We start from the raw sequence: 15047 nt of genomic DNA, 5'->3' as shown, positions 1-15047 counted from the left end.
GATGTGGATCTGCTCGGCGGCGCTGGTGGCCTCGAACAGGCGGGCGATCTGGTCGAAGCCCTGCTCCTTGGCGGCCACGGCGCAGGCGGCGTACTTGGCGGAAGCGCCGGTCTCACCGCACACGGCGGCCTTCAGGTTCTCGAGAGTGGTGCCGACCTCGGTGAGGGCCTCGGGCACCACGTTGAAGTTGCTGGAATTCTCAGCAGTGGGGATAACATCGCGCAGATTCATGGAATCGCTCCTTCTGACTCGTCTTCTTGTTTGACCGTCGAAACGTGCCGCAGGACAGTATAGTGCGCTTCGCGGCTGCTTCCCACGGAACCGAGGGGGTTTCACAAACCCCTTACTTCGCCCGCTCAGCGCCGCGCGCGGCACCCCGCGGCGACTATTCGCTCCGCGTCATTATGGGCCAGCGGCCCTGGTTTTTCCCTGCATCCGCCCCCATCTGTTGCGGTTTCGTAGCATACTGGGCAGGAACATTGCACACCAGCATCTTCGACGAAAGGGGCATTTGTGGAACGAGACGTGGCCTGGAAGAAATACGACAAGGCGGCCCTGGCCGAGCTGGAGGCGCTGGCCGCCGACTACATCGACTTCATCTCCGCGAACAAGACCGAGCGCGAGTGCGCCGCCGCTGCCATCGCCGCAGCCGAGGAGGCCGGCTACGACTCGCTGGCCGACCTCATTGCCGCGGGCACGCCCGTGGGCCCCGGCTCCAAGGTGTGGGCCTGCGCCCAGGGCAAGGCCGTGGTGCTCGTGCACGTGGGCGCCGCGCCGATCTCCGACGGCCTCAACATCTTAGGCGCGCACATCGACTCGCCGCGACTCGACATCAAGCAGAACCCGCTGTACGAGACGAACGACTTCGCCCTTCTAGACACCCACTACTACGGCGGCATCAAGAACTACCAGTGGACGGCGCTGCCGCTGGCCCTGCACGGCGTGGTGGCCACCACCGACGGCGAGGTGGTGGAGGTGAACATCGGCGACGATGCGTCCGATCCGGTGTTCTGCGTGACCGACCTTTTGCCGCACCTGGGCCGCGCGCAGATGGAGAAGACCGGCGAGAAGGTGGTGGAAGGCGAGGATCTGGATCTGCTCGTGGGCAACCGGCCGCTCGCAGTGACCGAAGCCGACGAGAGCACCGAGCCCGACCCCGATGTCTCCTCCGCCAAAGATGCCGCAAAGGACCCGGTAAAGGCCCATGTGCTGGCACTGCTGGCCGACAAGTACGGCATCACCGAGGAGGACTTCCTCTCCGCCGAACTGGAAGTGGTGCCGGCCGGCCGCGCCCGCGACCTCGGCTTCGACCGATCGATGGTCATCGGCTACGGCCAGGACGACCGCGTGTGCGCCTACACGTCGCTTATGGCTCAGCTGGCCTTGGGCGACGATACGCCCGCCCGCACCGCCGTGTGTGTGCTCGTGGACAAGGAGGAGATCGGCAGCGTGGGGGCCTCAGGCATGGCCTCGATGTTCTTCGAGAACACCATCGCCGAGATCATGGCGCTCGCCAGCGAGGACAGCGCCCTCGCCCTGCGTCGGGCACTGACCCGTTCGCGCATGCTGTCCTCGGATGTGTCCGCCGGCTTCGATCCCGCCTATGCGAGCGTGTTCGAGGCAAAGAACTCCGCCTACCTGGGCCGCGGCCTCGTGTTCAACAAGTACACCGGCGCCCGTGGCAAGAGCGGCTCCAACGACGCCTCGGCCGAGTACGTGGCTCAGGTGCGCCGCATCATGGACAACGCGCACGTGAGCTTCCAAACCGCCGAGCTGGGGCGGGTGGACGCGGGTGGCGGCGGGACCATCGCCTACATCCCCGCGAAGTACGGCATGGACGTCATCGACTCGGGCGTGCCGGTGCTCTCCATGCACTCGCCCTGGGAAGTCACGAGCAAGGCCGACATCTACGAGGCCCGTCGCGGCTACGAGGCCTTCCTGCGCGACGCGTCGTAGGAACGTTCTCGGCGCGCCAACGGCCCGAGCACCGCGGCGCCCCGCCACGGACCCGAAACGCGTAGCGGCGGCCGCCTCCTTCCGAGGCGGCCGCCGCTTGCTTTACCGGGATATGCGCCGAAGCTGGGTGCTATTCCGCTTCCGCCTCATCGTTCCAGGGGCTCGCGTACACGGCGTAGCTCGCGAACTCCGGGGCGCCCACGGCGTAGATGTCGTAGTCGACAGGCTGGCCGGCCTCGGTATCGACGATCTTGAAGTAGCCACCCTCGATCTTGCCGTCCTTATCGAGCAAGATCACATCGACGCGGGACTGATCGGCCCCGTCGAGCTGCTCGCTCGCGGTCACCGTGCCCTTGAACTCCTTGGCACCGAAATCGGTATCGGCCGCGCCGCCGTCGGTGACGGTGTACACGTCGCCGAGCTTCTGATCGGTCGCCTCCCACGAGCCCTCGGGCGTCGTGATGGTGAAGTCCACCGTGGCGGGCTTCACTACCTCGGTCGACTCGGCAGAGGCATTGGCCGTGGAACCGGCCACATAGGAATAGTAGTACGTGGAGTCGGGCAGCACGCCGGGCGTCTCGATGGTCTCGTCGAACAGCACGTTGCCGGCATCGTCCTTGCCCACGACCTCGATGACGGGGTTCACCGCCTCAACGGTGTGGTTCGGATTCTGCACTTCCACGGCGAAATCCACCATGCCGTTGTCGGCCGCGAACCAGCCCGAGTCGACGATCTGCAGCTCGGCGGGGCTGGCAGCCTCCTGCTCGGCCGTGGCCGCATCAACCTGCTCGTCGGTCGCGGCCTGTTCGGCCGCCGGCCCCTCGTCCTGAGCCTGCTCAACCGCCTGCTCGGATCCAGCGGGAGCCGTCTGAGCGGCCTGCTCCGCGCACCCGGCCAAGCTCAGGGCAAACAGACCCGAAAAGGCCACCCACCCAAGATTCCTCAGTTTCATTGTCATCACCACTCTCTTGTCGGCTCTTCTCTTGAAATACCGCACCGGCGCTCGCATGCCGCGCCGACATGCCCAAAGAGCCGCCGCGGCGCGTCCGCCCGGCTGTGGCATCTCTTGAGCCTGCAAGTAAATGATTACCCCTCATATAGGCGAACCGGGAGCGCGGGCGACCTTCGTAGCCCCTGCGCCACGGCATTGTTTCTGTTGAAATCGCCGCGTCAACGGCAGGAAATCTGTAGGGAGAAGGTAATAGTTAACAGGTTGTCAACCCGACAGCCACGCCAGCGCGCCCGCGAGGCCGGCAGCATCGACCAATCCGCGCCGTGCCGCACTACCCCAAAACACACGAAAGCCCGCGGGAGGGGGGATCCGCGGGCTTCGTGTTGTGGCGATAGCGAGACGAGGAGAAGCTTCGCCACCCAGTAAAACAAGAAGAGAGGAGGTGTCGTCGGGCGCAAGGCTCATCCGAAGGTTTTCGCCTTCTCGGAAGCTCCTTGCCCTTCCGACGAAAGTTATAATACGTTAACTTTTTCTGAGCCTCAAGGGTGTTAACCATGGTTTACATTTTCTCCACAAGTATCATGCGGCGGGAGTTTCGTCAGTCTCTTCCCCGCCCTTTCCCGCGGTGGCGAGGGAATTATCACAGGAAGATTGACGCTTATTTACACGACGGTAACCATGGGCTTTGCCGACCTTGTCCCTCAGGGATTGCGGCCTATACTGCGATCAGCGAAACGGAAAAGAGCTGAAATCCTCCTGAACCTTTCCTCTTTCCCTTTCCTTTCCTTCTTCTCTCTTTTGGAAGCGGATACCCCCAATAGTCCGCTTCCGCGAGAACGAGATCTCCCCAATCCGTTCTCGAACCCCTGCAAGAGGTGGCCTCTCCCCAGGCCGCCTCTCCTCTTTTCCGGCGCCATCAGCATGCTCTGCCCAGCCCCTGCCCGACGCGCGCCGTCAAACCCAGGCGCCGCCCCTGCAATATGTCGCTCGGCAACGAAAAGTCGCCTTTTGAGGGCAGTGGCCAGCAAAAAGCGCCACTCGATAACGAAAAGTCGCCCGATAACCCACGCGAAAAGGCTCAGCCAGGGCCTTTCCAGGGCGACAACCTGGGAAAACGGGGCCGCCGCATTATGCGGCGGGAGCGCAAGACGGGAATCCCTCTCTCCAAAGGCGACTTTTCGCAATTCAATGGCCGTTTTTCGAAATCCCCGACTGGGATGGGCGACTTTCCGTTCTCGAGAGGCCAAACGTCTGCCCGCAACATGTGGCGGGCAGTCTCCCTGCACCATCGACACTAACAACCCATTGATGCGCAGCGGCCACAAGGGCCACCGGGAAAGCTACTTCTCCTCAAGGATCTCCAAAGCTCGCTTGTAGCCTCCGGCGCCGTAGCTGAGGCATTTGGAAACGCGGGCGATGGTCGTGGCCGAAGCTCCCGTTTCCGCCTCGATGGCCGCATAGGACTTCCCCGCCGCCAGAAGGCGCGCCACCAGCAGGCGCTGGGAGGTCTCGCGAATCTCGCGCACGGTGAACAAGTCTTCCAGCAGGGCGAAGACGGCATCGGGGTCGTCCATCGTCGCCAGAACCGTGAGAAGATCGTCCACATCCGCCGTGCGAATATCAGCCATCGGTTTCCTCCCATACCTCGCAAGCCCGAAAGCTCGCCGCCAGCCTTATATCAACATGGCTCATTGTACTCCAACACGCTAAAGCGATGGAGCATAGGGCACGGGAACTCCAGAGAAAGTGATGGAAGGCCTTCGGCTTCCCTTGCTTGCCACTTTTACGTCGGAATAATTGGCATTTGTGCCATTTTTACGTCGGAATAATTGGCATATGTGCCACTTTTCAGGTGGAATACCCCATTTCGCCCCGTAGAGATGACAACTCCAAAGCAACGGGAAAGGTGACCCCCTATTACTGGTCGGCCGAGAACCCCTCGAGCGAGGTCGACTTCGTCTACGGCTACGGCCGCTCGGTCGTGCCCGTGGAGGCGAAGGCGGCCACGAACCTGAAAGCGAAGAGCCTGCGCCTGTTCGTGGAGCACAACCACCTCAGCCGAGGTTTGCGTCTGCCGCTTTCCCCCTTCAAGGCGCAAGATTGGCTGGTGAATCTCCCCCTCTACGCTGCAGGCCTGCTCCCCGATTGGTTCGCGAGGGCCCAGGAGGGGTAGAAGAGAAAGGCCCGAGCTTGTGGCTCGGGCCTTGGAGGGCGATTTCGCGCTATGCGGATCGCCGAGCAGACCGACGGGCTACGCCAAAAGCTCCATACCCTCGTCGACCAAGGCATCGGCGCGCTCGAGACACTGGCGGAGTAGATCGGGATTGTGGGGCAGTTGGGCGCCATCTACAGGATCGAACAGGTTGCCCTGCTCCTCGGCAACGTACCAATTGGCCAGCGAGTAATTGTCCTTGGCCTTTTCCAAATCGGCTGCATCCACAGAGCCGTTCTCCCCGGCCGCGACGATGGCATCGTAAAGGGCGGCGAGCTTCTCGGCCACTTCGTTGTGACGCTGGGCCTGCTCGGCCTGGTTCTCCTTCAGCCACGCGCGCATCTCGTCAACCGTGGACACGCCGCTCTTGCTCGTGTGGCACGTCAGGCATTTCTCCATAGCAGCGTCGTTCTCGGCAACGGACCCCGAGGCATTGTGGCTCGTATAGGTAGAACCGTCTTCGGCGTTTGCCTGGGTCATATGGCAATCGACGCAGGTAAGACCCATGGCCTGATGCGTGGAGCCCTGGAACACCTCGATCTGAGGATGGTTCATGGTCACCATCTTAATACCCGTGGCCTCGTCAGTCACATAGATCTCATCTTCCACCATGGCCTTGTAGCGCTCATCGAGGCCAGGTCCGTAGCGATAGGGGTCGTAACTCTGCTGAGTAGTCTCATCGGTAATGTAAGCACGCGGCGAGACCGTGTTGTGGCACTGGCCGCACACAGCTTCCTTGGGATTGAGGGTCGCCATAAACTCGGCCACGTGGGGTGCGAAATCCCCGTTCGCCCAGGCGGCATTCGCCTGGTTCACCCACTGTCCGTCCTTCACCGTATGGCAGCTGTAGCAATCCCAGTACTCGCCGTTTATGACCTTCATGCTGTCGGCGTCGAGAATGCGATCGGTGTAGGCTGTCAATCCATCCTGCTCGTAAAAATCCATGAAGCGGCTCGTCTTACACGCAACGCACTTCAAAGCCACGTCGGACTTACGGGGATCGTCCTCATCGACCACCTCGATGATGGCTCCCGACACATCGCGCACAGCCGGCGACTCCATAAGCGGCTGGAACCCTGCGTGGCTGTTATCCTCGCCCTCCTCATCGGTTTTGCCGGTCATGGCCGAGGCGTACTCGTTGGGGAATCGCTCGGCGAGCTCGGCGTAGGTAAGGTTATCGGGAATCTCGGAGCCCGTATCGGCTGCAGGGACGGGGGCGTCGCCCTGCGGAGCGCAGGCGAACAGGGCGCCGGCCAGAAGGGCCACGGACGCCAGCGTCGCGCAACTGGCAATAATCTTGCTTCTGGTTCTCATCTTCCTCTCCTCCTCTTGATAGGAATACCAACGATATTCCCACTTTACCCGGCGCCTCCGCGCGGAGCCATAAAGACCGCCTTGCCGTTTTATTGCGAAACTATTGCGATTGACTCCAAGCTGGCCCAGAACGGCCGGCGGATACGCCGAAAGCCCTCACGCCTCGAACGAGTACCCCACGCCCCAAACCGTCTTCAGGTAGGCGGGCTTGGCGGGGTTCTCCTCGATCTTCTCGCGAATTTTGCGCACGTACACGGCAATGGAGATGGCGCCGTCCAGGTATTCCTCGCCCCACAGCTCCTCAATGAGCTCGGCTTTGCCCATCACGGCTCCGGGATGACTCGCCAAGTGGTACAGCAGCTGAAACTCCTTGGGTGTGAGCACGACCAAGTCGTCGCCCTTCAACACCTCGTGACGAACGGAGTCGAAGGTGAAAGGCCCCACGGTGAAGCGCTCGGGGCGCTGCAATCCGGCTGCCCCGGCACCCTCTGCGCGCCCGCGGCGGCTGCGGCGCACCAGCGCCTCAATGCGCATGACGAGCTCTTCCTCGTTGAAGGGCTTCACCAGGTAGTCATCCCCGCCGAACGAGAAGCCGATGCGCTTGTCGATAATGCCGTCCCGCGCCGAGAGGAACAGCACCGGCACGTTCTCGTCAATCTCGCGAATGCGGCGACACACCTCGAAGCCGTCCACCTTCGGCATCATCACATCGAGCACCACCACATCGGGCCACGCGCGCTGGAACAGCTCCAGCGCCTCTTCCCCGCCCGCCGCGGCACAGCACTCGAAGCCCGCCTCCGCGCACACCGTCTGCACGAGGCGGCGCATGCTGGCGTCGTCGTCGGCCACCATCACATTCAAGCTCATCGCTCCTCCATTATCCGACAGGGAATGCGCACGCGAAACACGCTCCCGACCCCCACCGAGCTCTCCACTTCCGCGCTGCCCCCGAGCAGCTCGGCCATCTCGCGCACGAGGGCGAGCCCCAAGCCGCTGCCGCCATAGCGCCGCGATATCGACGAATCGGCCTGGCGGAATCGCTCGAAGATCGTCGCCAGCTCCTCTTCCGGAATGCCGATGCCCGTGTCGGACACCTCGATAGACAGCACGGCCTCGCACGGATCAGCCGCAGCCGAGCCGTCCTCCAAACTCACGGACAAGCTCACCGCCCCCTCGACATCGGTGAACTTCACCGCATTGGACAGCAGGTTCATCAGCACCTTGTGCACAATGGACGGATCGGTGAGCACCAGCGGGAAATCCGCATCGATGGACGAGGCGAAGGCCACGTGCTTCTCATCCGCCAGCGGCCGCACCGTCTGCTCAACCGCGTTCACCACGTCCAGCACGTCGAGCGGCTCGATATCCACTCGATAGCGCCCCGCCTCCAGGCTGGCAGCGTCGAGCGTGTTGTTGATCGTGGCGAGCAGCCCGGCGCTGTTGCGGCGAATCTCCCCCATGAGGGCGCGATCGGCCTGGCGAGCATCTTCGGCATCGCGCTCCCATACGTCCACGAGCGCGATGGTGGAGGCGAGCGGCGTGCGCAGCTCGTGGCTCATGGTGGCAAGGAAGGTGGACTTGTACTCGCTTTCCTGCCGAAGCGCATCGTTCATGCGCGCCAGGTGCCCGTTGGCCTCCTCCAACTTGTCGTTCATGGCCTCCATCTGCCGGCCTTGACGGCGCAGCGCGCCGTTCACCGCCACGGCCACCGCCACGATGACCGCTGCGAGCGCCCCGAACAGCCCCACATTGGCCATCGTGCGTTCGCGGGCCTCGGCCTCGTACACCTCCATGGGAATGGAGAGGCTCACAGCCCCGGCCAGGTCGCCCAGCGCGTACCCTTCCCGCGGAAAGCCGGTCTCGTCAAGCTCGCCCGCCGGCTCGCCGTGGCAGGTAAGACAACCGTGCTTCACGGGTATGGCCTTGCAATAGCGGAAGGTGGAGGCGTCGTCCACGGTGGTGACGGCATAGTATTCCTCGGCGCCTTCCTCGAAGGCCGCCAGCGCTGCCGCCTCGAAGGCATCAGGGGCGTCGGGACCCGTGCGCGGGTTCTCGCGGGTATAGCGCACCACGCAATCGGTGCTCTGGGTGAAGATGCGCGCGATGGACTTGCCCGCTACCGAGCAGTACACGCCCTTGAAGTCGTAGCGGCCGTCATGGTTGTAGTTGATGGCATCCTGGGCCGAGTCGATGTAATCCCATGCGGCGCTCATCTGCTGGGCCAGCAGCCGCGCCTCGCCGAGCACCTTCGCCTCGCTCGCCTCGCGCTGGTCGGCGGCGCTCCACAGCGAGTATATGCCAATAACGGCAAGCAACGCAGCGACGAGCACTGCCGTCAGCCACCAGGAAAGCCGCTGATGGCCCCGCCTGGTCCCGGCCATAACGCCCCCTCCCGCTCCTCTTCCGCGTTGCCGTTCCGCAGCCGGCATCCGCACCGCCGACTTCAAGCGCTCCCGTTGTGCGGCCTTGCACGACAGCAACCTTGCGCAGCGACTTCTTCGCACGGCGGCTCCGAAAGGGCAGCCGCCCCCTTAACCTCATTAGCATACCTTAATTGAGGACAGGGAAATTATTGTCCTTTTATTGCGGCAAGGCGACACGACGGCCCCGCCAGAGGCTTCCGCGGCACACTGGACTGAAAGCCGCACGACCGCGCATTCGAGGGAGGCGGCAACGGAGGCCGGGGCCGCCGCGGCTGCGCAGTTTTATGCCCGGCGCATGAAGCGGGCGTAGGCAATGGCGGATGCGAAGCCGCAGGCGGCCACGACGGCGGCAACGGCCATGGCGCAGGCGAAGCCCTCGGCGCTCGCCTGGGCCGCAGGAGCACCGGCGGCCGCTGCGCCGGCCGTGGCGGCGCTCATGACGCCGATGTAGGTGGCCGGCCCCAGACATGCCGACAGCTGCACAGCCATGGACATGAGGGTGACGCCATGGGAGTTCAGCTCATCGGGCAAGCGGCGCAACCCCGCCGTCTGGGCCGGCGAGAGCACCATGCCCGTACCCAGGTAGCCAAAGAAGATGCCGGCCGTCGCCACCGCCACCGAACCGACAAGCGCGCCGGCAATGGTCGCGACGAGCCCCGCTGTTGCCAGGCCAAGCCCCAAGGGCAGCACGGGCCATTCCCCGCGACGGTCGAGCACGCGCCCGGCCACCACCGCCGCGCTCGCGTTCGCCAGCACCGGCGCCACCATGAGCAGGCCCGCCGTGCTGGCGGGAAGGCCGGCGGCCTCTTCGAAGTACAGCGGCGCCATCACCGACAGCGAGAAGTAGGTCATCATGGTGATCATCACGAGCACGGCCGCCGGCCAGAACACCCGGCGATGCAACGGCGCGAGCGACACGAGCGGCCGGGGCAGCTTCTCCTGGCGCCACGCGAAGGCGCCGAGGGCCGCCGCCGAGCCCGCGAGTGCGGCCGCTCCCACCGGCGGATACAAGGCCACTTCCGACAGGCCCACCGACAGCAGCGTCACGCCGAGGGCCACAAGCAGCGCCGAGGGCACGTCGAAGCGACCGGTAGCCGGCTCGCGCCCATCGCGCACCACGAAGGCGCCCGCAACCACAAGAAGCACCGCGGCGACCAGCGGCACGAGAAACACGCTGCGCCAGCCCAGGCCGCTTACCATGAAACCGGTCACGATGGGCGCGGTGGCCGGCCCCACGGTGATCATGGCCGAGCCCACGGCCAGGTAGGTGCCCATTTTCTCGTGGGGCACCCGATCGACGATGACGTTCATCATAAGCGGGATGAACACGCCGGTGCCCACCGCCTGCACGAGACGCGCCACCAGAAGGATCGCAAAGTTGGGGGCGACAAGGCCGCCCACAGAGCCCGCGATGCTTAAGGCCGAGGCGGCGAAGAACAGCGTGCGCATGGGCAGACGCCGGTACAGATACGCCATGCAGGTGACCACCACAGTCACCGCGATCATGTAGCCCGTCACGAGCCACTGCGCCGTCACGGCATCCACCGCGAAGTCGCCCATGATGGCCACAAGCGCCATGTTCACCAGATTCTCGTTGAAACCGGCCAGAAAGCCGCAGCCGTAGAACACGGCCAGCAGCGGAGCCAAAGACGGGGTGCGCATGCCCTTCCTCTCTCGAGTTCGTACCGTGGAACGCGGCAGAACCGGGAAGGCAGCCGCAGGCAGCGTAGATACGGAAGCGCATGGGCGCGGCGCTCGGGCCGCGCAACGGCACTTCCGCCGCGTTCTGCTGGGAAGAGTGTAGCGCATAGGCGCGTTTTTGGCTTGGAAAACACGGTTTTGTGACCAGCGGGCGGCAAACTCGCCACCTGCAAAATGAGCGACCTGGGAAAACGCCACCCCGACTGCTCTCGACGAGCGCCGGGGCGGCGTTTTGCGTCACAAAACCGTTCAAACCAAGCCAATTCGCGCGAAAAAAAAGAGCACTCCCCGGAGAATCGACGTTGGGCGACTACCAGAGCGAGCCCGAAGGCGACCTAAAGATCCGAGGCCTTGGACGACCAGCATTCATCAAAAGCGTCCATAAGCTCCATGCGGGAGTGCACGCCGCACTTCCGGTAGATGCTGTGCACATGAGCGCGCACCGTAGACTCAGCAATGAACAGCTTCTCTGCAGCGAAGCTCGTCGTGCGCCCCGCAAGCAGATAGGAAGCAACCTCGGCTTCGCGCCGGGAAAGCCCCCGCTCCTCGGAGAAGGCGGCAAACGCCTCCTCGCGGGTGGGTCCCGCCAACGCGCCTTCAGACAGGGCGCGGTCGTCGGCAACGGCAGCGAAGGAGGCCCTATCGTGCTCAGTAAACACTAACGAGACGGAAATCAGCGCAGCGAACAACCCCAGGGTCACCAAACTCGAGACGCTTTCCGCCACGCCTACCAAAGAAGCGCAGGCAAACGCCGTCAGCCAGCCCAGGAACATTCCCAGCGTGATAGCCAGCCGCGCCGCCGCCATCACGCGCAGGAGCGACGCATCGTTGGCTTTCACGATATTGCAGCAGTCGTTGAGAACCAGCAATTCGAAGAGCACGTAACCCAAGGCAACGCAGAAGCCGCCCACCTCGTCGGGAAGGGGCGAGACGGCCATCAACAGAAAACCAGTCCCGATGAGCGGGGCAACAGCCCGATAGAGCTTGTAGGGCCGATCAGGCTGATGATCGAATTTGAAGAAGGCGGCGCAGATAACTCCCAGCACGATCATAGCCGCCGGCTCCACCGTGAAGGCCCCGATCATCCCCTCTCCACCGAACAGCGAAATGCCGCAGGAGAGGGAGAAGGAGAACGAGTACAAGGCAAGCGCCGCGCCAATGCGTGCCTTTTGGCACACGGGACTCTCCTTGCCGCCCGCTGCGCCATGGCGAGGGGCCGCAACGTCGGGCGGCAGTTCCATGGCCTTCTCCACCTCTTGGGCGCCCTCACCTAGAATTGCCTCCTCGACAAATAGCTCCTCGCCCGTTCGCGCCTTCATAAGACGCTGGGAGAGCACAAAGGCCGTTCCCGACAGCGCGGGAAACAGCACCGATGCGGCCGCCACGGCGTTGTAGCCCAGCGCCGCCGTCAAAAGGAAGAGCACCGAGCCGATAGCATAGGATCCCACAAGCAGGACGAAGGTCTCCCCCACCTTCATATACCCGAAAAAGCAAAGCCACAGCAGGAACATGCATACTTCACCGATAGCGGCCGCCACGGCCGCTATCGAAGCCGCGCCAGCACCTCCCACAGCGAGCACGAGCGGGGCCGCCACGGCACTTGCCGCAACCCCGAGCACGAGCAGCCCGCGCTGCCCGGCGACGGAGGCCAGCTGTCGAGAGGCAACGAGCACCGCCGCAAGCACCAGCGCCCGCACCGACAGCTCGACCATCTCAAAGGGAGCATCCGCGAAGCAGAGCGGGGCTCCGATGAGCGGAGAAGGGGTCACTCCCGCCAAAAGGAGCCATGCCCAGAAGAACCCGAACCCCAGAAAGCGCACAGGGAAGAGACTCTCGGTCACCTGACTCGACAGATCGGGCGCGCTCCCCCTCTTTGATGCATCTTTTTCCACTCCAACCATTACCCCTCTTTTCACCTGCGAAAACACAATCCCTAAGCGTTTTAGTGGAGAACCGCTTATCGCAATTTACAGCGCTTCGAAGAATGTTCAGCGCCCGATTCAGCCCCTAATCTAAACGTCAACGGGAGGCTCGGCTTTGACGAGTGGATGAGCCTCCCGGAAGTGTAGCAGATTCCCCGCGCCGATAAGGGCGCAGGGAAAGATGAAGAGACGAGGAATGGGGAGAACGTGAAAACGAGGGAGAAAACGGATTCCGCCACGAGCCTCCAAGAGGATGGCGGAGCGGCACGCCCTCAAAGGCCGGGCCTCAGCCGCCGATCGCTCATCGGCGGGGCCGCGATGGCCGCAGGGCTTCTGGCTTTCGGGGGCGCCACCGTGGCCTTCGGCGGCGAGACCGACCGTCTGCGACCGCCGGGAGGCCAGGACGCCGACCAGTTCTGGGGCGCGTGCATCCGCTGCGACCGCTGCCGGGCGGCCTGCCCGCTTGCTGCCATCGGCGTGGAGGGGCTCGCCCCCGGCATGATCGGAGCGCGGCTGCCGATCATGGACTTCCGCGAGGGCTACTGCGACATGTGCGACGGCGCCTTCCGCTGCATCGCTGCCTGCCCCACCGGGGCGCTTACGGCTTTCGATCCTTATGTGGACAAGATCGGCATGGCCGTGGTGGACGAAGCCGAGTGCCAGCTGTACGGCATCTCGGGCACGTGCAATGCGCCCTGCATCGATGCCTGCGAGTGGGACGCCCTGTCCCTGGACGAGAACGGGCGCCTGGTGGTGGACGAAAAGCGCTGCAACGGCTGCGGCGCCTGCGAGTACGTTTGCCCCACGAGCGCCTACCGCAACTACGACGCCAGCAACAAGCGCGGCATCAATGTGGAGGTGTGGCATGGCTAAGTCGACAACCCCCGGGAACGGCGCCGAGATTTCCACGCAGCCGGAGGAGGGCGGCCGCTCGAAGGTGAGCCGTGTGCGCCGGTACGCCCCGGGCATCGTGTTCGCCCTTCTCGCCATCGGCCTGGCAGCCGGCATCGGCTCGGGCACCCTCTGCTCGGTGGGTTACGATTCCATCGCAGCGGTCTGCCCCCTCGGCGCGCTGGAATCGCTCTTCGGCGTCGGGACCTTCGTGGCGCGAGCCGTAATCATCCTGGCCGTGGCCGCTGCGGCGGTGCTGCTCGTGGGCAAGGCTCTCTGCAGCTGGGTGTGCCCCATCCCGCCGCTCGACCGGTTCCTATCGGGAAAGAAGCGCCGCGAGACCGATAAGGCGGCGCGCATCGAGGCGGCTCAGCACGTGAGCGGGCGCCTGGCAGCCTGCGCCGACTGCGCGGGCTGCGGCGAAAAGCCCCTCGCCCCCTCCGATGGCGCCGCCAAGCGACGGTTCGCGAAGGTGGACGGACGCCACGTGGTGCTCGGAGGCTCCCTTCTGTCGGCGGCGATCTGCGGGTTTCCCGTGTTCTGCCTCATCTGCCCGGTAGGCCTCACCTTCGCCACGGCCATCGCCCTCTACCGTCTCGTCGGATTCAACGAGCCCACCGTGGACCTCATCGTGTTTCCCCTCATCATCGTAGCCGAACTCACCCTGCTGCGGAAATGGTGCCATCGTTTCTGCCCCATCAGCGCCCTCATGTCACTCGTGGCCAACTTCAACAAGACCACGCGTCCCAAGATCGACCGCGGACTCTGCCTGCGCAAGGACGGCACGCCCTGCACCGTGTGCGCCGCCGCCTGCCCCGAGTTCATCGATCCGGCGGAAGATCTGGGCGACCGGGCCCTGGCCGAGTGTACCCGCTGCGGCCAGTGCGCCGCCGCCTGTCCCGCAGACGCCATCCGCTTCACGAAGAAAGGACTGACCCGTGAAAACCGCTAGCACGCCCGCGCCCCGCGATGCCGCCACCGACGCCCTCGCGCCCAAGCCCGCCGACCCCGCATCGGCACCCGAGGCCGACGCCAGCGCCGAGGCCACCTTCGAGGAAGCCGTGGCCGCCCTCGCCGAGACGGTGAACCGGGCGCCCCTGCACCGCGAGATCTTCCTCAAGTTGCTTACCTTCTGCACCACCCAGCGCACGCTCGCCGAAGCCGAGGAGGCGGCCCGGGCCTGTCCCGAGTTCTCCTCGGTGGCCCAAAGCCCCTACCGGCTCATCCGCACCCTCGTGCACGCCGGCGGCCTGTACTGGCTGGAGCTGGACGAGACGGGCCGGCCCCTGACGCCCCAGGCCAAGGCGGGGCTCACCCCCGACGAGATCGAGGATGCCACCTTCGCCTATGCCGTGGTAACCACCCCGGTTGGCGAGCAGGTGGCCGAGGACCTTGCGCCCGAGAAGCGACTGCAGCACCTCTTCGACCTTGTGCCCCAGCGGCTTACCACCTACCTGGACCTTATGGACTTCTGCCGCGAGCAGCGCACTTTCAAGGAGATCGAGGCGCTGTTGCGCACCCGGCCCGCCGGCACCTTCGCGAGCACCACCTCAAATCAACCCCTGCAGCCGAGCTTCTTCGTGGACGCACTGGAACGCTCGGGCGGCCTTGCCTGGAACGATGGATGGAAGATCACAGAGAGGGGAATGAAGGTATTGCAGCAACTTCGTTAAGAA

General features: G+C 64.4%; 13 protein-coding genes. 5 read left to right on the top strand and 8 right to left on the bottom strand.

Annotation, left to right across the window (positions count from 1 at the left end):
• Nucleotides 1-231 (bottom strand): ferritin family protein (locus tag Q5064_RS06090; protein ID WP_302963056.1); only part of this gene is annotated, 231 nt, incomplete at its 3' end.
• A gap of 282 nt (nucleotides 232-513) precedes the next feature.
• Between Q5064_RS06090 and Q5064_RS06085 the strand changes: the two genes are divergently transcribed.
• The gene (locus tag Q5064_RS06085) at nucleotides 514-1956 is read left to right on the top strand and encodes an aminopeptidase (protein WP_302963055.1); all 1443 of its coding nucleotides are present in this window, start codon (nucleotides 514-516) and stop codon (nucleotides 1954-1956) included.
• A gap of 130 nt (nucleotides 1957-2086) precedes the next feature.
• Here the strand turns inward: Q5064_RS06085 and Q5064_RS06080 are convergent, their stop codons facing one another.
• The gene (locus Q5064_RS06080) at nucleotides 2087-2884 is read right to left on the bottom strand and encodes a hypothetical protein (RefSeq protein ID WP_302963054.1); all 798 of its coding nucleotides are present in this window, start codon (nucleotides 2882-2884) and stop codon (nucleotides 2087-2089) included.
• A 1364-nt stretch (nucleotides 2885-4248) separates the two neighbouring features.
• A complete protein-coding gene (locus Q5064_RS06075) occupies nucleotides 4249-4536 on the bottom strand; it encodes a YerC/YecD family TrpR-related protein (protein ID WP_302963053.1) in 288 nt (95 codons plus the stop codon).
• Nucleotides 4537-4814: 278 nt separating this feature from the next.
• On the opposite strand from Q5064_RS06075, the gene Q5064_RS06070 reads away from it, so the two are divergent.
• Nucleotides 4815-5081, top strand: coding sequence for a hypothetical protein (locus tag Q5064_RS06070; RefSeq protein ID WP_302963052.1), 267 nt, complete (start codon nucleotides 4815-4817; stop codon nucleotides 5079-5081).
• A 78-nt stretch (nucleotides 5082-5159) separates the two neighbouring features.
• On the opposite strand, the gene Q5064_RS06065 is transcribed toward Q5064_RS06070, so the two are convergent.
• From Q5064_RS06065 to Q5064_RS06045, 5 genes are all read right to left on the bottom strand, one after another.
• Nucleotides 5160-6434 carry an ammonia-forming cytochrome c nitrite reductase subunit c552 gene (locus tag Q5064_RS06065; RefSeq protein ID WP_302963051.1) on the bottom strand — a complete coding sequence of 425 codons (1275 nt, stop codon included), beginning with the start codon at nucleotides 6432-6434 and terminating at the stop codon, nucleotides 5160-5162.
• 156 nt (nucleotides 6435-6590) lie between these two features.
• Nucleotides 6591-7301 (bottom strand): response regulator transcription factor, encoded by a 711-nt coding sequence (locus Q5064_RS06060; protein WP_302963050.1) that lies wholly within the window; start codon nucleotides 7299-7301, stop codon nucleotides 6591-6593.
• On the bottom strand, nucleotides 7298-8815 hold the full coding sequence (locus Q5064_RS06055) for an ATP-binding protein (protein WP_302963049.1): 1518 nt from the start codon (nucleotides 8813-8815) through the stop codon (nucleotides 7298-7300). The genes Q5064_RS06060 and Q5064_RS06055 overlap by 4 nt, the downstream gene beginning before the upstream one ends.
• A 324-nt stretch (nucleotides 8816-9139) precedes the next feature.
• Nucleotides 9140-10519 carry an MFS transporter gene (locus Q5064_RS06050; RefSeq protein WP_302963047.1) on the bottom strand — a complete coding sequence of 460 codons (1380 nt, stop codon included), beginning with the start codon at nucleotides 10517-10519 and terminating at the stop codon, nucleotides 9140-9142.
• A gap of 374 nt (nucleotides 10520-10893) precedes the next feature.
• A complete protein-coding gene (locus Q5064_RS06045) occupies nucleotides 10894-12459 on the bottom strand; it encodes a helix-turn-helix transcriptional regulator (RefSeq protein ID WP_302963046.1) in 1566 nt (521 codons plus the stop codon).
• 228 nt (nucleotides 12460-12687) lie between these two features.
• On the opposite strand from Q5064_RS06045, the gene Q5064_RS06040 reads away from it, so the two are divergent.
• The 3 genes from Q5064_RS06040 to Q5064_RS06030 are packed head-to-tail and all read left to right on the top strand — an operon-like array spanning nucleotide 12688 to nucleotide 15044.
• Nucleotides 12688-13353 carry a 4Fe-4S dicluster domain-containing protein gene (locus Q5064_RS06040; protein ID WP_302963045.1) on the top strand — a complete coding sequence of 222 codons (666 nt, stop codon included), beginning with the start codon at nucleotides 12688-12690 and terminating at the stop codon, nucleotides 13351-13353.
• Complete coding sequence (locus Q5064_RS06035) at nucleotides 13346-14323, top strand: 4Fe-4S binding protein (protein WP_302963044.1); 978 nt, start codon at nucleotides 13346-13348, stop codon at nucleotides 14321-14323. Before Q5064_RS06040 ends, Q5064_RS06035 begins: the two co-directional genes overlap by 8 nt.
• On the top strand, nucleotides 14310-15044 hold the full coding sequence (locus Q5064_RS06030; protein ID WP_302963042.1) for a hypothetical protein: 735 nt from the start codon (nucleotides 14310-14312) through the stop codon (nucleotides 15042-15044). The genes Q5064_RS06035 and Q5064_RS06030 overlap by 14 nt, the downstream gene beginning before the upstream one ends.
• The last annotated feature ends 3 nt before the right edge of the window (nucleotides 15045-15047 follow it).

This window comes from uncultured Adlercreutzia sp., assembly GCF_958431955.1.
In the GTDB taxonomy this organism is placed as follows: domain Bacteria; phylum Actinomycetota; class Coriobacteriia; order Coriobacteriales; family Eggerthellaceae; genus Adlercreutzia.
Note: the sequence above shows the minus strand (reverse complement) of the source record. Positions and strands in the feature narration are given on the sequence as shown.

Coding starts and splice junctions, on each gene's coding strand:
- Q5064_RS06075 (WP_302963053.1), bottom strand. CDS start 4,536: ATGGCTGATATTCGCACGGCGGATGTGGACGATCTTCTCACGGTTCTG.
- Q5064_RS06065 (WP_302963051.1), bottom strand. CDS start 6,434: ATGAGAACCAGAAGCAAGATTATTGCCAGTTGCGCGACGCTGGCGTCC.
- Q5064_RS06060 (WP_302963050.1), bottom strand. CDS start 7,301: ATGAGCTTGAATGTGATGGTGGCCGACGACGACGCCAGCATGCGCCGC.
- Q5064_RS06055 (WP_302963049.1), bottom strand. CDS start 8,815: ATGGCCGGGACCAGGCGGGGCCATCAGCGGCTTTCCTGGTGGCTGACG.
- Q5064_RS06050 (WP_302963047.1), bottom strand. CDS start 10,519: ATGCGCACCCCGTCTTTGGCTCCGCTGCTGGCCGTGTTCTACGGCTGC.
- Q5064_RS06045 (WP_302963046.1), bottom strand. CDS start 12,459: ATGGTTGGAGTGGAAAAAGATGCATCAAAGAGGGGGAGCGCGCCCGAT.
- Q5064_RS06035 (WP_302963044.1), top strand. CDS start 13,346: ATGGCTAAGTCGACAACCCCCGGGAACGGCGCCGAGATTTCCACGCAG.